Raw genomic sequence first — 23,443 nt, forward strand, 5'->3', positions numbered from 1 at the left:
ATTTTGATTTTTTACTGCCCCTTTCTTCTTATGAGAAAGTGTATGATGATTTTACTTCTTGGTAAGATACTTTCGAATATCCAGAGATGCCGCAATAAAGATGACGATACCGATGGCAATGTACTGTGCATTGGCATTCACGCCCAGATACTGTAATGCCGTCTTTAAGAGCTCGAGTACCGCTACACCGATGATTGCACTGGATACCTTACCGCGTCCGCCCGTTACGGATACGCCGCCGAGAGCGCAGGCCGCAATGGCCTCCATCTCATAACCTAGACCGGTGTTTACCGAAGCGCCTCCCGCCTTGGCTCCCAGCATATAGCCTGCCATACCGTAGAACGCGGCAGCCTTTGCATAAATCAGTACAAGCGTCATATTTACCGGCACACCGGCAACCTCTGCCGCCTGCGGATTTCCTCCAATGGCATACATATATTTTCCGTGACGGGTCATGTTGAAGATAAACCAGGTGATTCCCGCCATAATGAGCGCCATCCAGATCAGATAGCTTAAGCCCAAGAATTTTCCGGTTGAGAAAACGGTATAGCCTTCAATATAGCCTCCGAGCGGAGTCGCATTGGTAAAGAGCAGTCCCAGACCATAGATAATCTCCATCATAGCCAGGGTCGCAATAAACGGCGGGACGGAAAGGTAGGCAATAAACCAACCGGTTACCGTTCCAAAGACGGCGCAGACTACCATAACCAAGAGCAAAACAAGAAATGGATTCATCGGGGTTATTTTCAAAAGAATCCCGTTCCCGAAATGCTCCCACTGCGGCTGCGCAAAAAATCTCCCGGAATTCTCCACCTTCTGCAGTAAGGTTCCTGCAATGCAGGCACCGAAACCGATCATACGTCCCGCGGAGAGGTCACAACCCGCCGTGATTACACAGCCTGCAATCCCGAGTGCAATAACCAGACGGTAAGACATATTGGCGAGAAGGTTCAGTCCGTTATCCGGTGTTAAGAAGTTCTTGCTGGTCAGTCCCGTATAGATGACCAGAATAAACATAACGATAATGACTCCGTTATTAATCAGAAAATCCGTTATTTTTGTTTTTGTGTCTTTTGCATTTTCCTTCTCCCCTAAAACATCGTTGCGAAGTTCATGACATTTTCCTGTGTCATCTCTTCCTTATTGTTCAGCTCGCCCGTGAGCTTTCCGTTACACATTACACAGATTCGGTCTGCCATACCGAGGAGCTCCGGCATCTCGGAGGAAATCATGATAATCGCCTTCCCCTGCTTGGCAAGCTCTTCCATGATTTCATATATCTCGTGCTTGGCACCGATATCGATTCCTCTTGTGGGCTCATCCATAATCAGAATATCCGGATCCTTGGCAAGCCACCTGGAAATAATCACCTTCTGCTGGTTTCCTCCGGAAAGGTTTCCGATTTGTTCCTTCATACCGGGCGTTTTGATGGAAAGTCTCTTAATGTTATCATTAACCACCTTATTGATGGCAGGATGATCAAGCATAATGCCGGCTTTTAAGAATTTATTGTAAATGGATACCCCGACATTATCCTTAATGGAAAGGCAGCCGAAAATGCCGTTTCCTCTTCTGTCTTCGGTGATCATGCCTATGCCGTTATTCATCGCATCCTTCGGCCTTCTGACACGAACTTCCTTGCCGTGAACCTTCAGCTTTCCCTTCGTGATGTGGCGAATCCCGAAAATTCCCTCCATAAGCTCCGTCCTCTGTGCCCCGACAAGACCGCCGAAGCCGAGAATCTCTCCTTTTTTAATGGAGAAAGTGATACCGCGGAAGGATTTATCATGAATCGAGGTATAATCCTCCACCTCCATGATGGTCTCTCCGATTTCGTGCCGGTGTTCCGGATAGATATTGGTGAGTTCACGACCTACCATCTTCGCAATAATCTGCTCCGTAGTCATGTCTTCCGCTCTCCAGGTTCCTACATAAGTGCCGTCTCGCATGATGCTGATGTCATCGGAAATGCGCTTAATTTCATCCATCTTGTGGGAGATGTAAATCATGGACACGCCCTTCTTCTTTAAATCTCCCATCACCTTAAAGAGGAATTCCACCTCCTTATCGGAAAGAGAAGAAGTGGGCTCATCGAAGATGATGACTTTCGCATCGTGGGAAACCGCCTTGGCAATCTCCACCATCTGCATCTGTCCGATGGAAAGAGAGGAGAGTGGCGCCTTGACATTGTAATCCAACCCCAACTCCGACAGCCATTTCTTGGTTTCCCGGTGCATTTTACCATGATCAATAACCTGCAGAGGACCAAACTTATGCACCGGAAATCTTCCAAGATACATATTTTCCGAAACGGAACGTGCAAGCACCGGTTGCAACTCCTGGTGCACCATGGCTACGCCGTGTTCCATCGCTTCATCCGGATTGTTGATTTCCACTTTCTTCCCATCCAGAAAAATTTCCCCCTGATCCATCTTGTAAATGCCGAAAAGGCACTTCATCAAAGTGGATTTTCCTGCTCCATTTTCCCCCATGAGGGCATGAACCGTTCCCGGACGGACAGAAAGCTGTACGTTATCCAGCGCTTTAACACCCGGAAATGACTTTGAAATATTTTTCATTTCCAATTTGAATTCTGTCATCTAGTCCTCCATTTCTTTTATAAAAAAATGAAGGAGAGAGGCTTGCAGCTTCACTCCTTCATTTCCTTAAAACATTACTTTAAAAGAGCCAAAATATCTTTCGCATTTTCTGCTGTAACCTTTACATAGTCACATTTGATGTAATGCTCGTTTTCCTTCCCGGCGAGATAATTGATTGCTGCATCACCCGCAGAGTGAGACTGTGTAAGGAAGTCGTTGAATACGGTTCCCGTCTGTGTGCCGGCAAGTACATTCTGGCAAGCCTCGGACAGTGCATCAACACCTACTAAGTAAATGTCTTTTCCAACCGTTCTTCCTGCCGCCTGGATAGCCTGCAATGCGCCAAGAGCCATAGCGTCGTTATTACAGAAAACAACTTCGATATCCTTGCCGTTCTTTGCCAGTGCATTGGCTACCAGAGACTGTGCCTGTGCCTGATCCCAGTTACCAACCTGCTCATCCAGCTTGTTTACTTCCATACCTTTATCCTGTAATGCCTTTACGGAATACTCGGTTCTGTACTGTGCATCGATATTCTCGGGATCACCCTTGATCATGATGTAATCTACCTTACCGTTTCCGTTCATATCCAGCTTATCCATTCCGATATCTCTAATGATTTCGCCCTGGAAAGTACCGGACTGACGAGCGTCACAGCCTACATAGCAAACATTCCACTTATTGTCTTCCCATCTCTTCTCTTCATCCTTACTCGGCTCTCTGTTGATGTAAACCAGAGGAATCCCTGCAGACTGCACCATATCGGTGATGGTTGCTGCGGAAGAAGAGTTAACCGGGTTAACAATGAGAACATCCACCTTGTCGGTGATGAAGTTCTGAATCTGGTTGGTCTGTGTTGCCTGGTCATTTGCTCCGTCTACAACCTTGATATTCTCCTCCTTGAATCCCTTGGATACAAGATAGCTTACCAGCTCATTGTGGAACAGGGACATGAAATTGTCTGAGAACTGGTAGATACAGATGCCGACCTTCTTATCGGAAAAATCTCCGCTCATTGCTTCTACGGCAGCCTTGGTCTCAGCCATTGCCTTGTCGGCTGCTGCAGTGGTTTCCTTTGCATCCTCTGCCGCCTTCGTGGTTGTAGCCGTGCTTCCGGAATTTCCGCAGGCTGCCAGCATGGAAACCGCCATAGCGGAAACCGTTAAAACACTTAAAATTTTCTTCATTTTTCTCTCCTCCCCTTGTTTAAGAGTCATTTAATATCTGAGGAGATTATAGGCGTACCTCGCCCGAAAAAAAATAGAGATTTCTTTCCTGTATCTTAGAATTTCTTTCCAAATTTTTTATTCCCTATGGATCAATTTTTTAATAAAAGAGGATTTTCCCCATTTCCTCCTTCGTGAGTTTTTCGTCCGTGAAAGGAAGATAAATTCGTTTTCTGTACTTTGCGGAAAGATAGATGGCTTTCACCAGCTCCAAGGTTTTTCGTCCTTCCACTCCATCCACCAAAGGCTTTCCGCCTTCTCTTACCGCACGATAGAAATCCTCCAACTGCATAATATGGGTGCTGCCCCAGTAATCCTTTCCCACGGTAACGCTTTTTTTAACCTCGCGGAATTCCTCATACTTTTCCCCAAGATAGGAGTAACCCATATCCTGTATCAAGCCGCATCTCCCCTTTTCACCGCAGAACTCAATTTGTATCGGCGTATCGAAGCCGTTGGTATTGGTGGCAAAGAGGTGATACTTCACCCCGTTTTGAAACTGAATCTGCGCCTCTGCCGTATCCTCCACAAAAAGCTTCGGATGGGTTCTGTTAAAAATGGAGGCCTCTACCCATTCCACATCGGACGCGACAATATAGCGAACCCGGTCGATGCTGTGAATGGCTTGATCGATAATCGTTCCGCCTCCCTCATATTCCCAGGTCCCCTTCCAGTCGCTCCCCGTATAATAAGAATCCGGTCTGTTCCAGGTCAGAATCGAACTTGCCGTAAGGAGTTTTCCGTAAATTCCCTCTTCCAAGCGTCGCTTTAAGATGGAAACCGACTCATTATAGCGAGTTTGAAAAATGCAGCCCAGAAGCTTTCCGCTCCGCTTTTCCGCCTCGAGCATTTCATCCGCCTCTTGCAAGCTCATTGCCATCGGCTTCTCCGTAAGGACATGCTTTCCGTGTTCCAATGCAAGCACGCTGTATGGTTTATGCAAATAGTGCGGAAGACAGAGGTGAATCACATCCAGTTCTTCCTCCAGGATATCTTCATAGCAATCGGTATAGCGGCAGGAAAAATCCGCCGCAAAGTTTTTTGCCTTTTCTATGTCCTTATCTACCGCATAGACCACGCTGACACTGTCCGAGAGCTTCTGAAAAACATCCCGGTAACAATCGGAAATTCTCCCGCAACCCACAATCGCAAGCTTTAACTTATCCATTTTCCCCTCCCAATCTATAGTTTGCCAATATTGTAACCTCTGCAAAGCATTTTTCCCATTATCCCAAGTGAATTCCCTCTATCTTTCTCTCCGTAAAATGAAAATAGCGGGAAAAGAAATAGTCCGCGGCAGCTGCCTGAAGTTCTTCCTTCTCTTCTTTACTGTACAACAAATGCAGGTCCTGCATGATATAGGAAAAGCCGATACGATTGATCTCCGCCTTCAGCTCCTCCAAAAAATCCTCTCCCCATAGGGAAAAGAAACCGCCGAGAAGAATCAAATCCGGAAAGACCATGGTGGAAACATTGGAAATGGCCAGGGATAGGTCTTTTAGAAACTTCTCCTTCACCGCAGTATAGACTCCCTCCGCCTTTTTTCTTCCGTCTATGATTTTTCGTAAAAGCTCCCCCTCTAAAAGGGGCTTAAGCTCTTCCTTTCCGAAATAGGATGCAAATTGCTCTTGTAAAGCGTGCTCCCCGATTTCCGCTTCCAGACACCCGCGCGATCCGCAGGAACATAAACTCCCTCCCGGGTGGACGATGATGTGCCCAAACTGTGTCAGCTTGCCTCCGGCATCTCCGAAAATCTCTCCCTTCATAAAGTAAGCCGCACCGATTCCTGTGGAAAGGTTAATATAAAGAAAGTTTTTTTCCTGCAGGTTCAATCGTTGCATGGCCGCATAGCCCAGGATTGCGTTATCGTTCAATATGCCGACGGAATTCTCTCCGCTCTCTTCTATTTCCGAAATAATCCGTCTTCCCGTCTCCAGATCTATCCCGAGCGGGTGGGATAAAACAGCTCTTCTTAAGGGATCAACTATCCCGGGAAGAACCAGGACACTGCCAAGATACTTGTCTTTTCCATACACTTTTTCATATTTATTTTTGAAGTCCGAAAGAAGACTGAGAGAGCGTTTGCCATATTCCTTTGCAGAGGAAACGGGGCATTCCAGACTTTCCAAAACTCTCTCCGCTCCGCTCTTGTCCTGTGCCATGGAAACAACACTTGCCGAAATCCGCTTGGGCTTCCAAAACAGCACGATACAAAAATGTCTTCGAAAATCCGCCCGGATAACAATCGGGGTTCTTCCGACCCCTCTCTCCCCCTCCTCTTTTCCGTCCTCAAAAAGAGCTCCCATGGAAAGAAGTTCATCTACCAAAGAGGAGCTGGAGGGCCTGCTCAGTCCCAGCGCTTTGGCAATTTTTGCTCTGGACGCACCGGAACTGTGCAAGACGTAGTCATATACATTTTTTAAATTTTGCTCTCGTATATCAATTTGCTTAATCTGTTGCATTGTTCTCATGAAAGACCCGCTGTCAGACTTTTACTCCAATTTCCCGATTAAGTCGGAAAGATACTGTTTGGCAAAAAGGATGTCCCGAATCTGTTCTTCTCCGGAGATTTCCCGTTCTATCGTAATATCTCCCTGATAGCCCAGTTGAAAGAGTTTCTTTAAAAATACCGGATAATCGACTTTTCCGTCTCCAATTTTAGTTTCCCGTCCAAGTTCCCCCGGACAAGTCGGGTAGAGCCCGTCCTTTCCGTGTACACCGCGAATCTTTTTTCCGAAAATGTCTACGGCATCCACGGGATTGGCCTTCCCGTAAAGGAGGAGGTTTGCCGGGTCAAGATTGATTCCCAAATAGTCCGATCCGATGTCCTGAATCATTCGCATTAAAGTAATCGGCGTTTCCTGCCCCGTTTCAAAAAGAAAATATTGCCGATTCGCTTCACAAACCTTCATGAGGTCTTTCAAAGCCGCAAGCGTTCCCGCGTACAAGGGGTCATGTCGGTTTTCCGGTAAGAACCCGACATGGGTAATGAGGTCGGAAACCCCCAGGTCTTTCGCAAAATAGGATCCTTCCTTTAAAGTCTGCAGACGTTCCATTCGATAAGCCTCAGGAACCAGCCCCAGTGTGATGGGGCCTTCCGTAAAGTTCCAGAAAGCAGGGCCTTCCCAGCCGCACCAAAAGGCAGTGATCGTAATTCCCAGGCTCTCCGCCGCATCCTTCACTCTTTTCGCATTTTTTTCCGTATTGAAAAACTTTCTGTCCCAGGAGACCACCTGGCAACTGTGAAGCCCCAGCCCTGCAAGATTCTTCATTTCCTTTTCAATATCCGGATCTCTTTCCAAACGAACTATACAGCCGATATTCATTGCTTCCTCCTATTTCTTTTAACCCTTTACCGCTCCGGCAGTAATTCCCGTTACAATATATTTCTGCATCACCAGGAAGAAAAGCAAGCTCGGAATAATGCTCATCATCGTTCCCGGTAAAGCATGGGACCAGTCCGTACTCTGTACGGAGAAAAACATATACAGGGCATTTTGAATATTCATGGAGCTCATCTTTGTCCCTACAATCAACTGATTGGTAATGACATCGTTCCAGGTGGAAAGTGCGTCCAAAACCAAAACCGTAGTCAGAATCGGCCTTAAGAGAGGCAGAATAATGTAGAAGTAACACTGGAAAATATTTGCCCCGTCGATATAAGCACTCTCCTCCAAGGTCATGGGAATCGTATTGATGTAATTATAAATGATGTATACGGCAAGGGGAAGCAAAAGGCCTACCGTTACCGAAATGTACCCCAGACGAGTTCCGATCAGGTGAAATCCGCCCAGAAACTTCGTAAGGGAAATCATGTAGGTCTGGAAAGGCACCATAATCGGGAGAATCATGAGGAGCAGGCTGATTCTGCACACCAGCATGTGCCGACTTCTCGCAATAAAGTAGGACGCCATGGGGGCAAAGAGCAGAACCATGACCGTAGTCGTTACCGTATAGAAAATCGTATTTTTCAGAAGCAACGGAAAATTAAATTTATTCCAGGTTGCGACGTAATACTGCAAAGTCCATTCCTTCGGAAGGGCCAAGAAATGATTAATAATTTCCGCATCCCCCTTGAAGGAGTTCATAAAAATAAAGATGAGGGGCATCAGCCAAAAGAGAGACAGAACTATGGTAATGGCGAAAATGCCCTTGCCGAGAATCGCTTTTTTCACATCTCCACCTCCCATTTCTTTCTAAGCTGGAACAGTACGCCTGTAATACAAAGCACTACCGCCACGAAGAAGAGGGACTTCGCCGTAGCAAGCCCGTAGTGGTTTGCACTGAAGGCCTCCTTATAGATATTAAAGGAAACGGAAATGGTACTGTTCACCGGTCCGCCCTGCGTAAATACCATGATGATATCGAAAAGCTTTAAACCGAACATCATGGAAAGAAGAATGCAAATGGAGAGAGACGGCACCATAAGAGGCAGCATCACCTTCATAAAGCACTGCTTGCTGTTTGCGCCGTCAATGACCGCCGCCTCCACGAGCTCTCTCGGAATCGTAATGATTCCCGCAATATAGTTCACCATGTAAAAGCCGATGTTCTGCCAAATCGTCATCACAAGAATGATGATAAAAGTAAGCTTCGGTCTTCCGAGCCAGCTGTAATGGAAGAAAGGAATTCCGGTAATATCGTAGAAACCGGAAAAAATCGGTCCCAAGATAAACTGCCAAACCAGACTGATTGCGGTAAGAGAAATGATATGCGGCACATAATAAAGGGTTCTGCCCACCTTGCTTGCAAACGTATTTTTCCAAAGCTGCAGTGCCACAAAAAGGGACAGGATATTGACCAAAATCACGTAATAAACCGTGTAACGCATGGTAAAAAGAAAGCTTTTCCAGAAAAGCTTGTCATGAAAAACCTTGACAAAGTTTTGTAAGCCTACAAAAGTTGCCGACTTGGAGATTCCATTCCATTCAAACAAGGAATACACCATATTTAAAACGAATGGTATATCCGTAGCCAGCAGAACAAAGAACAGTGCCGGAAGAACAAAGAGTATAAAATAAAGGTATTGCTTCCGACCGCGATGTATGCTTCCCATCCTTTTTCTCTCCCCTTTCTGTGCTCCTTTTCCGGCGAAAGTGCCGGGACGTTTCCGGAAGGAAACGCCCTGTACTCCCGCAGTTTTCCTTTTACTGTAAATTCTTAAAGTAATCTTCGAAGCCCTGTGTTACTTCTTCCTTCGTGTACTCGCCGAGGATATAGCCCTGAATCAGCGGTCCAACCGTATCGGAGTAAGTCGTATCACAAATGGTGTGAATCCATCCGTTGGTCTTTCCGGCCTTGATGTACTTCTGTGCATCCTGGGGAAGATCACCGGAAGGCTGTAAATCGCTCGTTGTACTTGCCGGAACGGCATCTACCCCTTCCGTCATCCACTTTGCACCTTCTTCACTGCAAAGCACATACTCACAATATTCCTTTGCCAGATCCAAATTCGGAGAATCCTTATAAACCTGGAATACCCAACCTACGGAGGATAAAATGGTATTGTCGGCCTCACTGCTGCCTACCGGAACGGGAAGGAATGCTAGCTTGGTATCCGGTCCCATCTTTGTGAAGTTGGCCTGTGCCCAGTCTCCCATATGGAGCATTGCGGCTTCTCCTGTTGCTACCGCATTTTCTGCAGGCTCCCAACCGGTCTCAATCGCCTTGTCGCCGTCATATTCCTTTACCAGGTCCAGGAGCTTAAAGAAATTGTCCCAGTGAGGAAGATCCTTAAAGCTCTTCTCGCCGCTCTTTAAAGCCTTCACCGTACCGGCCGCATCCAGACTCTTATCCATAATAAAATGGGTAGCCATCTGTCCCAGAGCCCACTTCTCTTTGCCTGCGATAGCAAGCGGCTTTACCCCGCTATCCTGCAGTTTCTTGCAAATCTCACCAAGTTCTTCGACGGAATTCGGAAGGGTGGTGATTCCGGCCTTATCAAAAACATCTTTGTTGTAAATGAGCGCCATGGTTTCATAGGTCCAAGGCAGTCCGTAGATTGCACCGTCCTCGGTCTTCGTTAAATCCAAAGCATCCTCTTTGAACTTCCCTAGAGTTTCCGTATCCTTTGACCAGTCATAAGAATACTCATAATAGAGCTGTGCTCCTGCACCCGGCTCGTTTAAGAAAACATCGGGAATATCGCCGGAGTTGAATCTGGACTGCAGGAGGGTATTGCTGTCATTTGCCGCATGCTGAATTTCCACCTTGACGCCGGGATGATTCTCTTCGAATTTCTTGATGACTTCGTCATAAGCTTCTACACCATAGGCCATGGAATCGTAGACTTTCAGGGTCACCTCCTGTCCGTCCTTCTGTCCGTCCTTCTTTTCTTCCGCCTTCTGTGTCTCCTTGGAAGTCTCCGCTCCCGCCGGTGTCTCCTTTTCCGTCTTCTGTCCGCAAGAGCAAAGTGCCGCCGCGGTGAGACTCGCTACCATGAGCATTGCCGTCATTTTTTTCATACACTGTCTCCTTTACTTAAGTATGTATTGAACAGGTTAAACGAAACCTGCTTCTAACAAGCTCCCTTTGTTTGCGTGAGAATTTGAATTCCCAGACGCACAGACTCTACCGCATCCGCAAGCGATACCGGATTCTCCGTACTTTTTCCGAGCAGATAGGCAATGAATTTCCGGTCCTCTATCAGATAGGCTCCCAGACTCTTGATATTCATTTCACTTTCTATTTCCTTGTCTTCCCCTCCGATTTTTTTCTTTTCCGCCTTTCCGTCCGTGCAGAGGAAGACGTGTTCCTTATCTATCGCGGAATGGAATTGCACGGTCGCTTTCTCAAAGTCTGCCCGATAGCTCGCGTGGAAAGGATAGGAATCGGCATGATACCAGGCGGCTTCGCATAAGACCTCCAGATCTGGATATTTTGCCTTTGTGACAATATGGTTCACCATCCCGTCTGAAAAACTTGTGTGATGCAGAACCTCCGCCGAATCTGGTTCTCCCAAGATAAAGCGCATAAAATCGAGGTCATGGATGTGCAAATCCAGGATTACGCTGCCGGACTTCTTTTCGTCGTGGAACCAGTCTTCATAGCCCCAGTTCACATTTCCGGAAAGTCTTTCAAAGGACAAATCCAAAAGCTTTCCATATTTTCCCGAATCAATGCATTCCTTTAAAAATAAAAACTCCGGCATATGGCGTACAACCTGGCCGATGCAGATGGGTTTCTCATATTCCGCTTCCATCTTCACAAGCTGATCGCAGTCCTCCGGGCTGAGGCACACCGGCTTTTCACAGAAAATAGAGAGCTTTTTCTCCATTGCCTTTTTCATAAGGGGAAAATGCTCATAGCTCGGTGTAATAATGAACACGGTATCCAATTCTTCTTTTTCCAACAATTCCAAGCCGTCCGTATAAAGCTTTGCCTCGGGAAATACTTTTTCCGCCATTTCCCGCCGTTCTTTTCGTTTATCCGCAATGGCAGATACGCAAATTTCCTCCGTGCCCGCAATTTCCTTCAGGCAAAGTAGGTGGGTATATCCCATGCCCCCTACGCCGATAAAGCCGATTTTCATGGACGCCTCCCCGTCTTGCCGAAAAGCCCGGCAATGCATAGTTTTTTGTGAATATATCTAGGATTTTAATTGTAATGCGGGTTTACAAATAAATCTATGCATAGTTTTTTATATATATTCAAGAATTTTTTATGCGTTTTTTCCAATTTTTTACTTCCGGAAGGAGAGAAGTCGTTCCCAAGATTACAATGGGAAGCCCTTTTTCTTCCGCCTTTTTCATCGCCTCCGTAAAGTTTTCCGCCCATTCTGTCGCGATTCCCTCTTCCGCTATTCTCTCACATTGCTTTTCTGAAAAATGATAATGCGGGTTATTCGTACGGGTCAGAATGACGCTCTCCGAAAGGGGGTGCATTTCCTGCACCACACCGCGGTAATCCTTATCCTCGGGTATCGCAATGATGCTGACCGGCTTCTCTATCTTTCTTTCTGTGAGCACGGCCTTTACCGCCTTCGTGCTTACCCGGTTAATGCAGCAATCCAACAGAATAAAGGGTTCTCCGGAAATCAGTTCCAGTCTGCCCGGCCAGTTGATTTTCGAGAGCCTCTTTCGTACCGCTTCGATCTCCAAAGTCCTTCCCCTTTCCGGGCTCTCCGGAAGCATTGCACTGTGTGAGCTTTCTGTATTCGGCAAACTTTCTGCACTCGGCAAATTTTCTGTATTCGGCATACTTTCTTCTACAACGGAAGCTTTTTCGCTCAAATCCGAAAAGACGGTTTCCGAAACCGCCATGGCCAAGGCACAGTTTTTCGCCTGAAAGTCGCCCAGGAGAGGCAGTCTGATATCCCGGTATCGCTTTCCGAAAACATAGAGGTCAAAAACAATACCCGTCTGCTCCGTGCGAAGATTTTCCTCCCAAAAATCTCTGCCGTAGACCTTTAAGGGTACGGAAAAAAGAGCGGCTCTCTTCTCGATAACCGCCATGGCTTCCTCCGTCTGTTCGCCGACAAACACGGCTTTCTCTCTTCCCGTAATCACATGCGCCTTATCTTCCGCAATTTCAGCGATAGTATTACCGAGTTCTCTTCTATGCTCCAAAAATACCGAATTTATCACCGCGTAATCGTGCAGGATATTGTTTACGTCATCCAGCTTCGCCCCTTTTCCGCATTCAAAAACATTAAAGTCCGTCTTTCTGCTCCGAAACCAGGTCAAGGCAAAATCCGCCTGAATGCCCATGGGACTTACGCAAAACTCTTTCGGAATTTTCCGATCTATCTCTTCTATTTCCGGACGAATCTCTTCCATAAGCATAGAAAAAAGGGGAGAAGATACCTTTTCCCCATTTACCTGAAAACGTTCGCAGAAATCCTCTATATGCGGGCTCGTCATTAAACCGATGGTGAACTTCGTCTGCAAGATTTCCGCAATCATCTTGGAAACGGAGCCCTTTCCCTTGCTTCCCGTCACAATAGCGGCAGGCGTTCCGAATTTTTTCCGAAGGAGCTCCCTCGTAAATTCCGGATGCCTTCGCTCGACATCCTTTTCCTCATAGCCATGGTATTTTTCCGCCCTCAGATAGGAACTGTACACAAAGTCTTCCGCTTCTTTTCGATTCATTTTCTTATCCTTACTTTACTACGTCCTTACTTTTATACGACTTTACTTTAATACGCCCTTACTTTAATGCGCTCTTACTTTACTTAGCCCTTACTTTAATACATCCTTACTTGACTTTAATACGTTCTTCGTTCAAGACCAAATACAGGATGGCCGGGACTAAAACGATGCAGAGCAGTGTTCCGAGCCATAAATTGCTGATAACCTGGAAAACCGCTAAAAAAGTCCCGAGAAAGGCAATCGTCTGCTCCTCGGAGTGCCTCAGGAAGATGTGCATCATATCTCTATGCACCGTAACGATATCGTTAATGCTGTTCATGCCGAGGCTCTTTCTGGTCGGTGCGGGAATCCCGATTTGATAGTCGCTTAAGGTATCCTTATCCAGCACCCGCAGAACCGCCTGCTTTTTTCCGAAATGAATCACAATCTTGTCATTCTCCGAAACCCCGAGGAGATTCATCATATTGGAATTCAAGCGCGCGACATTGTTTCGGTCATCGGTTTCACTGCTCCACTCCGCCTTAAGCAGATAATCCGCCTTTCCGATAGCGAAATTAAGTAGAGAGTTAAATCGCGCTCCTGCCGACGTCTTCAGACTTTTTCGCTCTTCTTTTTCCGCATCCGGGCAGCGGAGCGTCTTCAGCAAATCCACCCTGTCAAAAACATCCAGTCTTCCTTCCGCAAAGCCGGCATAGATTTTATTCTTTAGAATCTCATGCGTTTCTTCCTCCGCTTTTCTTTCCGGAAAGGCAAGCCCCTGTCTTAAGGCAAATTCCAGAACCTCCTCCAGCGAAATCCGGATTTTCTTTAATCTTTCCTCCATGTCCGGCGTCTTTTCCGTAATGCGCGGGATAAGACTCTTTTTCATTTTTAAGCCGAAAAAGGATTCCTCTTCCTTGCTTCCCTTCTGCAAATACGGGTCGAACTCTTCCTCTATGGAATGCCCGCCAAAAAGCTTCGGATAGGCCTCTTTTTCTTCCGTATCTTTCTGCAGGATAGCATGGATAATCCTCCGGATTATGGAACTGTCCTTTTTCCCGGGGTGGAGCAAGTCTTCTACGAAATTACTGACTTCAAACTGCTCTCCCTCATAACTGTCCCGAATCCGGTAAAAAAGTTCCCCGGGAATCGCCTGATAGCAGGCGTCGAAGGCTTCTCTTTCTTTGGGATGCAACTTCTCCCTCAGCACCAAAAACTCTTCTTCCCGAATCATCTTCAGCGGGAAATCCAAATAGCCCAGGAGGCGCTTATAGTAACGGGGCAGCATCACCTTCCGCTCCTTCACGCGTCCTTTGTCCCCGTAATCCGCCTTTGTGAAGTCAAGATGCAATCGAGAATCGGTATAGCGGTTAAAGACCATATAATCATAAAACTTTGCCTCGTCTTTTTTCGATTCCGCAAGAAGGGACGAGAGAAAAATGCCGTCCAGTTTATCCGCCAAAGGCAGACCGATTGCATAATCCTCTCTGGCATATTCATAAACGATGACCGGAGCATAGCCTAAGCGCTCCTTGTCCCACTTCTCCCCGAAAAGCTGCTCTATCAAGCGATTGGTCAGGAAAATCATTTCCCCGATGCCGCCCGCTCCGTCTCCCGCATAAGAAGACGTAAAGCCCAGAGCAAAATCCTCTTTGGGCAGACGAAGCCGCACCTTTTCCGACCCCCTCCCGTAGGAACTGATATTGACAAGGGCGTTGCAGGAAAAGCACTCTCCCTTGATTTCAATCTTATCCTGCGGCTTATGGGTCCTGGACTGCCAGAGCCGGTAAACTTCTATTTTTTCAGCACTCCAATCCAGATGAAGAAGAAGCTGTTCCAGCTCTTCTACCGCCTTATAGAAAAGAGCTTCCGTGTTTCCCGAAAGGGCGCTTTCCCCTCGCCCCTGTATTTCCGTATCGGAAGAAATCTCCGGAAGGAAATCCTCCTCTTCGCACTCTTCCTCCAAAGAGGGGTTAAAATAAAGCTGAAAGCTGCTTAGCGCTTGGAAAGCGGGCGCCTCCGAGAGAGTCTCCCGGCTCTCCTTAAGAAGAATTTTTCTCCCATTCCGTTTCAGACTGTACTCCAAGGAGTAACGGATTGCCCGCCTTACAAAATCAAATCTTTTCTCTCCGCTATCTTCCAACCGAACAAGAAAGCCGGCTTCTACAGGATTCCCCTCCGCACGAAGCCTTAATCCTATCTTTTTCTGTTCCCAAATCCGATTGATTGTTTGAAAATGCTTCTTGCTCATTCGAAAGTTCTCCTTAGTTTGTCCCAATCCAGAGTAGAAAAATAGGATATGCAGTCTCTTAGTCCCTCCACCAGACTCTGCATAGCCAAAGAATGCTCCGTTTCCCGATATTCCCGATTAATTTCCAGCTGAATACAGGCAGTGTTCGTGTGCGCGGAAATATAGTTTGCTATCGTATTTTGATTTTTTGCGGCAAAAAAACATTTTTCGAGATATTCTTCTTTTCCGTGTTCAGGAATAGAAATTTCTCTTCCAAAATTGCTTTAATCACATCATCCACAAAGGGATATTGCAGTAAAGACGCATCCTCTTTTCTCTTCCTCGGCGCCGTTCCCATTTCCACCGCAAACTCCCTTTCCCGTGCCGCACCGTGCAAATCCATCAGTAAATACACGGGATGCGTTTTTAAATATGCTTTAAGACTCTCCTTATATCCTCCCGCCTTGGGACTGTCGTAGTTCGGATCCGTTTCCGTAAAAGACGCGGAATAAATAATGGAACAACCTGTCAGCTCCCGTAAATATCTGGCAATTCCTCCGGTATAGCAATCCGCCGCCTTCAGCTTCCCGTCCCGAAAATGGTTTACCGCATGAGGGGCAGACAGCATAATGGGAACACTGCCCTCCTCAATCCGAAAGGCAGTGTTCCCTGAACCGTTGTAGTGATTGGCTGAAAAAACTTTTTCCAGCTCCTCTATTCTTTTACAATCTACTTCCATATTTTCCGAATTAGGCATGTTCCTCTACTTTTCCGAATTAGGCATGTTCCTCTGCCGGCTTATAGGTGCCTACAATCTCCTTCACAATCTCACGAATGTCCTCTTCCTTATTCTTGTATGCCACGTCCATCAGTCCGTCGATTTTCGTGAGAAAGGCCTCAATATCAAACTGCAGAGGCTTTCCGATATGAATGCGACTGTTTTCCGTCTCCTCCAGTCCTTCTTCCGCCATCAGCTTCTCTTCATAGAGCTTTTCCCCCGGACGAAGTCCGCTGTATTGAATCTTGATATCGATGTCCGGTTTAAAGCCGGAAAGCCGAATCAGGTTTCTGGCCAGACTGTCGATTTTTACGGGAGAGCCCATGTCCAAGACAAAAATCTCTCCGCCCTTGGCAAATCTTCCGGCCTCCAGAACCAGACTTACCGCCTCCGGAATCGTCATAAAATAACGAATGATATCGGGATGCGTGACCGTTACCGGCCCTCCCTTTTCAATCTGCTTTTTGAAAATAGGAATCACGGAGCCGTTCGAGCCTAAGACATTTCCAAAGCGAACCGCCACAAACTCGGTATGAATATTTTGAAAAACGGTTCCGTCTCCCTCTTTATCCGCATTTTCCATTCCCTTATGCGTATAAAGCTGTGGGATTTCCTCCGCCTTTCCTTCCTTAATCTTCTTGTCGAAGGCCTGGATAATCATTTCACAGACCCGCTTGCTGGCTCCCATAATGTTTGCGGGATTCACCGCCTTGTCCGTGGAAATCAGGACGAAACGCTTGCAGCCGTGCGTCATGGCCGCATAAGCCGTCTTATAGGTTCCAAGCACATTATTTTTGATACTCTCACAGGGGCTGTCTTCCATGAGGGGAACATGCTTATGTGCGGCCGCATGATAGACGATGTCCGGGTGATATTTTGCGAAAACCTGGAAGATTCGGCGGGAATCCCGAACCGAACCGATAAGCACAGTAAGCTTCAATTCCGGAAAGTTCTCCCGAAGTTCCAGCTGTATGCTATACGCATTATTTTCATAAATATCAAAAATAATGAGCTCCTTCGGATTGTGTCCGGCAATCTGCCGGCAAAGCTCCGAGCCTATGCTTCCTCCGCCGCCGGTGACCAGTACCGTCTTTCCGTTAATAAAGCGGAAAACCTCCTGTAAATCCGCCTGAATCGGTTCTCTTCCAAGCAGGTCCTCTACGGAAACCTGTCTCATCGCGGATGCCGTTACCTGTCCAAGCACGAGCTGATACATTCCCGGCAGATTCTTCAGTTCACAACTCGTCTCATTGCAGATACTTAAAATATCCCTTCTTTGCGACGGCGTCGCGGAAGGAATGGCGAGGAAAATCTTGTCTATGGAGAACTTCTCCACCATTTCTAAAATGCTCTCACGTCCGCCGACTACGGGGATATTGTCAATCATCCTTCCCCACTTGTTCTGGTTATCGTCAATGATGCAGACCACTTCCCCGTCCACTTCACCGGCACGATGAATGTCCCGGATAAGCATCTGTCCGGCCGCTCCCGCACCGATGACCATAATACGGGAATTGACCTGCTTCGCCTTAATCTTCCGGATGAGAAGAATAAAACGGTAGGAAAAACGAATGCCCAGGACGGCAAGGTACTGCAACAGTGCGCCGATGATGTAGTAAGAAATCGGCATTCTTCTATGCAAAAGGGTGATTCCCACGATATGAAATACCGCGCTGATAAACGTGGCTATACTGACTCTTAAGAGTTCGGAATAGCTCGCAAAACGCCATATGCTCTTGTATAATTTTAAATACCAAAAAACGAGTAAGGAAAAAATTACATGGAACGGAAGAAAATTTTTCCAAGCCTCCACATATACCGTATCAATCATGCTGTAGCGCAGGTCAAAACGGAGCCATAAGGCGATAAAGTAGGAAAGCCCTAAAGCCAAGGCATCATATATCATGAGTAATAGAGCAATAAAATGCCAATGCTCAAACGAGATACCGCACGCTTTGCGAGCGATACTCGTTATGAATTGAAAGCCCTCTCGCTTTCTCTCTGTTTCGTTCTTCATGAATCGTTCAACACTCCAAGTCCATTTTTGTTTCTTCGAGGAGGCAGCACTTCTTGCCGCTTTTCACTGCAGTAATGCTAAAACTCCATCGGCTTTTCCCCGATGTCGATGCGCTTATGCGCTAAACGGGAAGGCTTCTCCCGGATCCACCGTAACGTCCTCTACGGTCTCCTCCCCCTGCTTTACAATATAATGCACGCTGTACTTCTTAAAAAAGCTGCCATACTCCGTATCCGTAGACTTGGAATAGCGAAAATCCTGAATCGCAGCCTCATTGGCAATGGTCTTCATGACTTCGTTCAGGAAGGTATTCAGGGCCTCCGTACTCACATTTTCCACAATTTCCACTTCAACGTTAACCGTCTTTGCGCTGTTATCTCCGGAGATATTTAAGTTCTTTACAAACGGATAGTCCGATGGAGAAACAGATTCCAGCACATCGTTGTGAATCTGATCAAAATCCATGGGAATCTCTACCTCTGCCGCAGCCGTGGTCATCACCGGTGTCTCATTTACGCCGTACTTCGGCTTACAGGCACTAAGCCCCGAGAAAGCAAGAAGCGCTATCGCAATATATACACTGTTTCTTTTTACTATATTCCCATATACTCTCTTCATTTTTTTATCCGTCCTTATCCTTTTCTTGATGAAAAATCGAAATATCATAACGGTTATTATACCATGCTTCTTCCGTATTTCTAGGAAAATGTGCCGAAGAAAAAAGAGCCGTGCAAAAGCACGACTCTTTTCCTATATGCATATTACTTTCTCGGATTCTTAATCTCAGCCTGTGCTGCAGCAAGACGTGCTACCGGCACACGGAACGGAGAGCAGGATACATAGTCCAAACCAATGTTGTGGCAGAACTCAACGGAAGAAGGATCTCCACCGTGCTCACCGCAGATTCCTACGTGTAAGTGCGGATTTACCGGTCTTCCTAGGTCAATCGCCATCTTCATCAGCTTTCCTACACCAACCTGGTCAAGCTTAGCAAACGGATCGGACTCGAAGATCTTGTTGTCATAGTAAGCGTTCAGGAACTTTCCGGCATCGTCTCTGGAGAAGCCGAAGGTCATCTGGGTTAAGTCATTGGTTCCGAAGCAGAAGAAGTCCGCCTCCTTAGCAATCTCATCCGCAGTGAGGCACGCTCTCGGAATCTCAATCATGGTACCTACCTGGTAAGCAAGCTTCACGCCGGCCTTCTTGATTTCCTCTTCGGCAGTCTCTACAACAACCTTCTTAACAACATTGAACTCCTTTACTTCGGAAGTAAGCGGAATCATGATTTCCGGCTCAAGCTTCCAATCCGGATGCTTCTTTTGTACGTTGATTGCCGCACGGATAACAGCCTTCGTCTGCATAACGGCAATTTCCGGATAAGTAACGGCAAGACGCAGTCCTCTGTGTCCCATCATCGGGTTAAACTCGTGTAAGGAAGTGATAATGTCCTTAATCTCCTGAACAGTCTTGTTCTTTGCCTTAGCGAGCTTCTCGATTTCCTCTTCCTCCTGCGGTACGAACTCGTGGAGAGGCGGATCCAAGAAACGAATGGTAACGGGGTTACCCTCAAGAGCCTCATAAAGTGCCTCGAAGTCTCCCTGCTGGAAGGGAAGAATCTTCTCTAAGGCTTCTTCTCTCTCTTCCTTCGTGTCGGAAACAATCATCTCACGGAAAGCAAAGATTCTCTCGGGGTCGAAGAACATGTGCTCTGTACGGCAAAGTCCGATTCCTTCTGCACCGAGCTCTCTTGCTTTCTTAGCATCCTGCGGTGTATCGGCATTGGTACGAACGGCAAGCTTTCTGTATTTGTCAGCCCATCCCATGATACGACCGAACTCACCGGCAATGCTTGCATCTACTGTCGGAATGATGCCCTCATAAACATTTCCTGTTGTTCCGTCGATGGAAATCGCATCTCCCTCATGGAAGGTCTTTCCGCCGAGAGTGAACTTCTTGTTGGCCTCATCCATCACGATGTCACCAAGACCGGCTACACAGCAGGTTCCCATTCCACGTGCAACAACGGCTGCGTGAGAAGTCATACCGCCACGAACGGTTAAGATACCCTGTGCCACCTTCATTCCGGTAATATCCTCCGGAGAAGTCTCTAAACGTACCAAAACAACCTTTTCTCCGCGAGCTGCCCAAGCTTCAGCATCGTCTGCGGAGAATACCACCTTACCGCAAGCAGCTCCGGGAGATGCACCGAGTCCCTTTCCAAGCGGAGTGGCAGCCTTCAATGCCTTCTGATCAAACTGCGGGTGAAGAAGGGTATCCAGGTTACGAGGATCGATCATGGCAACCGCCTCTTCCTCGGTACGCATTCCTTCATCTACTAAATCACATGCAATCTTAAGTGCTGCCTGTGCGGTTCTCTTACCGTTTCTGGTCTGGAGCATGTAGAGCTTTCCGTGCTCAACGGTGAACTCCATATCCTGCATATCTCTGTAGTGCTTCTCCAGAGTACTGCATACCTCTGTAAACTGCTTAAATGCCTCCGGGAACTTCTGCTCCATCTCATTGATGTGCATCGGTGTACGAACACCGGCTACTACGTCTTCTCCCTGTGCATTGGTTAAGAACTCACCGAAAAGTCCCTTGTTTCCGGTTGCCGGATCTCTTGTGAAAGCCACACCGGTTCCGCAATCGTCACCCATGTTACCGAATGCCATGGACTGTACGTTTACGGCTGTACCCCAAGAATAGGGGATGTCGTTGTCTCTACGATAAACGTTTGCACGGGGGTTATCCCAGCTGCGGAATACGGCCTTGATGGCACCGAAAAGCTGTTCCTTCGGATTAGTCGGGAAATCCTTACCGATCTTCTCCTTGTATTCAGCCTTGAACTGCTCGGCAAGCTCGTGAAGGTCTTCTGCGGAAAGCTCAACGTCCTGCTTAACGCCCTTCTTCTCCTTCATCTTATCGATAAGTTCCTCGAAGTACTTCTTTCCAACTTCCATAACAACGTCGGAGTACATCTGGATAAATCTTCTGTAGCAGTCCCAAGCCCATCTTGGATTTCCGGACTTCTCTGCAATAACTCTTACTACATCCTCATTCAAACCAAGGTTTAAGATGGTATCCATCATACCCGGCATAGAAGCTCTTGCGCCGGAACGAACGGATACAAGAAGGGGATTCTCATGGTCTCCGAACTTCTTTCCTGTAATCTCTTCCATCTTCTTGATATGTTCTTCAATCTGCCCCATGATTTCCGCATTGATTTCTCTGCCGTCCTCATAGTACTGTGTACAAGCTTCCGTTGTAATTGTGAAGCCCTGCGGAACAGGTAAACCAATATTGGTCATCTCTGCAAGGTTTGCTCCTTTACCTCCAAGAAGCTCTCTCATGCTTGCGTCACCCTCTGTGAAGAGGTAAACCCACTTTCTTGCCATCTTTAACCTCCTTATATTTCTCTCTTACAAATGAATGTAAAGAAGATAAGTTTGAACGATGTACACCATGTACAACTATGTTGAAACCCCGTGCTTTTTCTTAAAAAAAGGAATAAACACTAAGCGGAATTATATATGACAGGGCATTTTTAGTAAAGGGACGAATGCTATAATTCGAGAATTTTTCGCTATTTCGAAGAAAAAGGCCGGAAGCAGAAAGCCTGCAGAGCTCTCTTCTTCCAACCTTATGAAAAACTTATTTATGCTTTAAAACGATATCCTACGCCCCAGATTGTCTCGATATACTGCGGCTTCACCGCATTACTCATCTCGATTTTTTCACGAAGCTTTTTGATATGTACGGTAACGGTCGCAATGTCTCCGATGGATTCCATCTTCCAGATTTCCTGGAAAAGCTCTTCCTTGGTAAAGACACGGTTCGGATGTGCCGCAAGGAAGGCCAAAAGATCGAATTCCCGAGAGGTAAAAGTGACTTCCTTCCCGTCCACAAAAACCCTTCTTGCCGTAGTATCAATCCGAAGTCCGCGGATCTCAATGATTGCATTTTCCTCTTTTCCGTTGTCTCTAAGTCTCTTATAACGAGCCAAATGTGCCTTCACCCGCGCTACCAGTTCACTCGCGGAAAAAGGCTTCGTCATATAATCATCCGCTCCAAGTCCCAGGCCGCGAATCTTATCAATATCATCTCTTCTGGCAGAAACCAGAAGAATCGGGATATCTTTCTTTGCTCTTAACTCCTGTGTGACGGAAAAACCGTCTCTTCCGGGAAGCATGATATCCAAAATCAAAAGATCGTAGTCTGAAGCAAGGGCACGTTGCAATCCTTTCTCTCCGTCCTTCTCCGTATCTACCAAAAAACCGGACAATTCCAAATAGTCTCTTTCCAGTTCCGCAATGGACTCCTCATCTTCCACAATTAATATTTTCTGCTTTTCTTCCATAAAATTCTCTACCCCTCCATAAAGTGTTTTCTCAAAACAAAATGTATACCGGTACCTACGCCTATTTCACTGTCTGCCCAAATCCGTCCTCCACTGTCCTCAATAATCTTTTTCACAATGGACAAGCCAATACCGGAACCTCCGGTTTCCGTGCTTCTGGCCGTGTCGGAACGATAAAACCGTTCGAAGATATAGGGAAGGTCTTTTTTCTCGATGCCTTTCCCGTTGTCCTCTATCACTACCTCTACAAAGTCTCCCGCATCCAAAAGGCTGAAATGGATCTTCGGCTCCGCCTTATCCATATACTTTACCGCATTGGACACGATATTGTTCAGTACTTTTCTAAGCTGCACGGGATCGGCAATCACCTCTACCGTATCTTCCACGTAGTAATCGGTCGTAAGCTGAAATCCTATAGCGTCCAAGTCTATCGCCATTTCCATGCCGTAATCCTGAAAATATTCCAGCGCCGGAAGATGCACAAAATGATACGGAATCTTGTTCGTCTCAATCTTCGCATAGTAGTTCAACTCATCTATCAGCCGATTCATCTCAACAGCCTTATGATAGATGGTTTGCAGATACTTTCTTTTTTTCTCTTCCGTTGCCGCAACCCCGTCCAGGATTCCCTCCGCATAGCCTCGAATGGCCGTAATCGGCGTTTTTAAATCGTGGGCAATATTGCTGACCAACTCCCGGTTTTCCTCCTCGTCTCTCGCCTTTTCTTCCTGATTTTGCTTCAGCTTCATCCGCATTTTTTCAAAGGCCTGTGTCAGTTCGGCAAACTCGTCATGCGATTCCGCTTCCAGGGTAAAGTTCAAATCACCGGATTCTATGCGCCTCGCGGCATTTTTTAAGCTGTCAATCGGTTTCACGATTCCGTTATAAATCCAAGCCACAAGAAAAATGCCGGCAAGAGCCAGGATGAAAATGTTCTGTCCCATACTCGTAATGCCGTGTGTGGAGAGGAAAAAAGAAAAATCGGCAGAATGGTACTGACACAAAAACTCACCGCCACTCTTCCCATCAAGCCAAGGCTTTTCATTGTCCCTCCTCTCCCGTTCGAAACGGTATTCCGTCCTTACGGCATAGAAACGATTCAGCTTTACCACCGCTGACTCCTACTTGTTTTAACTCCGTCCTTACGGCATAGAAACGCTGTTAAAA

Annotated in this window: 18 protein-coding genes; all 18 read right to left on the reverse strand. The window is 46.8% G+C overall.

The annotated features are described in order from the left end of the window. Positions 1-51 precede the first annotated feature (51 nt). Positions 52-1,017 carry an ABC transporter permease subunit gene (locus HMPREF9124_RS10785; protein ID WP_009429431.1) on the reverse strand — a complete coding sequence of 322 codons (966 nt, stop codon included), beginning with the start codon at positions 1,015-1,017 and terminating at the stop codon, positions 52-54. A gap of 74 nt (positions 1,018-1,091) precedes the next feature. After that, positions 1,092-2,600, reverse strand: a complete 1,509-nt coding sequence (locus tag HMPREF9124_RS10790) for a sugar ABC transporter ATP-binding protein (protein WP_009429878.1) — start codon at positions 2,598-2,600, stop codon at positions 1,092-1,094. Positions 2,601-2,674: 74 nt separating this feature from the next. Further along, positions 2,675-3,787 carry a galactose ABC transporter substrate-binding protein gene (locus HMPREF9124_RS10795; protein ID WP_009427794.1) on the reverse strand — a complete coding sequence of 371 codons (1,113 nt, stop codon included), beginning with the start codon at positions 3,785-3,787 and terminating at the stop codon, positions 2,675-2,677. A 139-nt stretch (positions 3,788-3,926) separates the two neighbouring features. After that, on the reverse strand, positions 3,927-4,994 hold the full coding sequence (locus HMPREF9124_RS10800) for a Gfo/Idh/MocA family protein (protein WP_009429835.1): 1,068 nt from the start codon (positions 4,992-4,994) through the stop codon (positions 3,927-3,929). Between the two features lie 58 nt (positions 4,995-5,052). Continuing rightward, a complete protein-coding gene (locus HMPREF9124_RS10805) occupies positions 5,053-6,297 on the reverse strand; it encodes an ROK family protein (protein ID WP_175282434.1) in 1,245 nt (414 codons plus the stop codon). Positions 6,298-6,318: 21 nt separating this feature from the next. Then, the gene (locus HMPREF9124_RS10810) at positions 6,319-7,152 is read right to left on the reverse strand and encodes a sugar phosphate isomerase/epimerase family protein (RefSeq protein WP_009427907.1); all 834 of its coding nucleotides are present in this window, start codon (positions 7,150-7,152) and stop codon (positions 6,319-6,321) included. 18 nt (positions 7,153-7,170) lie between these two features. Beyond that, complete coding sequence (locus tag HMPREF9124_RS10815) at positions 7,171-8,001, reverse strand: carbohydrate ABC transporter permease (protein WP_009428341.1); 831 nt, start codon at positions 7,999-8,001, stop codon at positions 7,171-7,173. Beyond that, positions 7,998-8,882 (reverse strand): carbohydrate ABC transporter permease, encoded by an 885-nt coding sequence (locus tag HMPREF9124_RS10820; RefSeq protein ID WP_009428770.1) that lies wholly within the window; start codon positions 8,880-8,882, stop codon positions 7,998-8,000. Before HMPREF9124_RS10820 ends, HMPREF9124_RS10815 begins: the two co-directional genes overlap by 4 nt. 91 nt (positions 8,883-8,973) lie before the next feature. Then, the gene (locus HMPREF9124_RS10825) at positions 8,974-10,290 is read right to left on the reverse strand and encodes an ABC transporter substrate-binding protein (RefSeq protein WP_009429594.1); all 1,317 of its coding nucleotides are present in this window, start codon (positions 10,288-10,290) and stop codon (positions 8,974-8,976) included. 53 nt (positions 10,291-10,343) lie between these two features. Next, a complete protein-coding gene (locus HMPREF9124_RS10830) occupies positions 10,344-11,357 on the reverse strand; it encodes a Gfo/Idh/MocA family protein (RefSeq protein ID WP_009429812.1) in 1,014 nt (337 codons plus the stop codon). A 118-nt stretch (positions 11,358-11,475) separates the two neighbouring features. Beyond that, complete coding sequence (locus HMPREF9124_RS10835) at positions 11,476-12,915, reverse strand: bifunctional folylpolyglutamate synthase/dihydrofolate synthase (protein WP_009429669.1); 1,440 nt, start codon at positions 12,913-12,915, stop codon at positions 11,476-11,478. A gap of 106 nt (positions 12,916-13,021) precedes the next feature. Further along, positions 13,022-15,145 (reverse strand): cell division protein 48, encoded by a 2,124-nt coding sequence (locus HMPREF9124_RS10840; protein ID WP_009428984.1) that lies wholly within the window; start codon positions 15,143-15,145, stop codon positions 13,022-13,024. A 169-nt stretch (positions 15,146-15,314) separates the two neighbouring features. Continuing rightward, a complete protein-coding gene (locus tag HMPREF9124_RS11520) occupies positions 15,315-15,881 on the reverse strand; it encodes a hypothetical protein (protein WP_139090300.1) in 567 nt (188 codons plus the stop codon). 19 nt (positions 15,882-15,900) lie between these two features. Then, on the reverse strand, positions 15,901-17,919 hold the full coding sequence (locus HMPREF9124_RS10850; RefSeq protein WP_036597858.1) for a nucleoside-diphosphate sugar epimerase/dehydratase: 2,019 nt from the start codon (positions 17,917-17,919) through the stop codon (positions 15,901-15,903). A 114-nt stretch (positions 17,920-18,033) separates the two neighbouring features. Continuing rightward, positions 18,034-18,537, reverse strand: a complete 504-nt coding sequence (locus tag HMPREF9124_RS10855) for a hypothetical protein (protein ID WP_009429992.1) — start codon at positions 18,535-18,537, stop codon at positions 18,034-18,036. A gap of 143 nt (positions 18,538-18,680) precedes the next feature. Then, complete coding sequence (gene ppdK, locus HMPREF9124_RS10860) at positions 18,681-21,314, reverse strand: pyruvate, phosphate dikinase (protein WP_009428676.1); 2,634 nt, start codon at positions 21,312-21,314, stop codon at positions 18,681-18,683. A 260-nt stretch (positions 21,315-21,574) separates the two neighbouring features. Then, the gene (locus HMPREF9124_RS10865) at positions 21,575-22,276 is read right to left on the reverse strand and encodes a response regulator transcription factor (protein WP_009429040.1); all 702 of its coding nucleotides are present in this window, start codon (positions 22,274-22,276) and stop codon (positions 21,575-21,577) included. A gap of 8 nt (positions 22,277-22,284) precedes the next feature. Next, the gene (locus HMPREF9124_RS10870) at positions 22,285-23,388 is read right to left on the reverse strand and encodes a sensor histidine kinase (RefSeq protein ID WP_009428678.1); all 1,104 of its coding nucleotides are present in this window, start codon (positions 23,386-23,388) and stop codon (positions 22,285-22,287) included. Positions 23,389-23,443 lie beyond the last annotated feature (55 nt).

Origin of the sequence: Oribacterium sp. oral taxon 108 str. F0425 (genome assembly GCF_000214455.1) — a bacterium.
Lineage (GTDB): Bacteria > Bacillota > Clostridia > Lachnospirales > Lachnospiraceae > Oribacterium > Oribacterium asaccharolyticum.

Bases quoted from the DNA above. Each gene is read 5' to 3' on its own strand.
- HMPREF9124_RS10785 (WP_009429431.1), bottom strand. From the start codon at position 1,017: ATGTTTATTCTGGTCATCTATACGGGACTGACCAGCAAGAACTTCTTA.
- HMPREF9124_RS10790 (WP_009429878.1), bottom strand. From the start codon at position 2,600: ATGACAGAATTCAAATTGGAAATGAAAAATATTTCAAAGTCATTTCCG.
- HMPREF9124_RS10795 (WP_009427794.1), bottom strand. From the start codon at position 3,787: ATGAAGAAAATTTTAAGTGTTTTAACGGTTTCCGCTATGGCGGTTTCC.
- HMPREF9124_RS10800 (WP_009429835.1), bottom strand. From the start codon at position 4,994: ATGGATAAGTTAAAGCTTGCGATTGTGGGTTGCGGGAGAATTTCCGAT.
- HMPREF9124_RS10805 (WP_175282434.1), bottom strand. From the start codon at position 6,297: ATGAGAACAATGCAACAGATTAAGCAAATTGATATACGAGAGCAAAAT.
- HMPREF9124_RS10810 (WP_009427907.1), bottom strand. From the start codon at position 7,152: ATGAATATCGGCTGTATAGTTCGTTTGGAAAGAGATCCGGATATTGAA.
- HMPREF9124_RS10820 (WP_009428770.1), bottom strand. From the start codon at position 8,882: ATGGGAAGCATACATCGCGGTCGGAAGCAATACCTTTATTTTATACTC.
- HMPREF9124_RS10825 (WP_009429594.1), bottom strand. From the start codon at position 10,290: ATGAAAAAAATGACGGCAATGCTCATGGTAGCGAGTCTCACCGCGGCG.
- HMPREF9124_RS10830 (WP_009429812.1), bottom strand. From the start codon at position 11,357: ATGAAAATCGGCTTTATCGGCGTAGGGGGCATGGGATATACCCACCTA.
- HMPREF9124_RS10835 (WP_009429669.1), bottom strand. From the start codon at position 12,915: ATGAATCGAAAAGAAGCGGAAGACTTTGTGTACAGTTCCTATCTGAGG.
- HMPREF9124_RS10840 (WP_009428984.1), bottom strand. From the start codon at position 15,145: ATGAGCAAGAAGCATTTTCAAACAATCAATCGGATTTGGGAACAGAAA.
- HMPREF9124_RS11520 (WP_139090300.1), bottom strand. From the start codon at position 15,881: ATGCCTAATTCGGAAAATATGGAAGTAGATTGTAAAAGAATAGAGGAG.
- HMPREF9124_RS10850 (WP_036597858.1), bottom strand. From the start codon at position 17,919: ATGAAGAACGAAACAGAGAGAAAGCGAGAGGGCTTTCAATTCATAACG.
- HMPREF9124_RS10855 (WP_009429992.1), bottom strand. From the start codon at position 18,537: ATGAAGAGAGTATATGGGAATATAGTAAAAAGAAACAGTGTATATATT.
- ppdK (WP_009428676.1), bottom strand. From the start codon at position 21,314: ATGGCAAGAAAGTGGGTTTACCTCTTCACAGAGGGTGACGCAAGCATG.
- HMPREF9124_RS10865 (WP_009429040.1), bottom strand. From the start codon at position 22,276: ATGGAAGAAAAGCAGAAAATATTAATTGTGGAAGATGAGGAGTCCATT.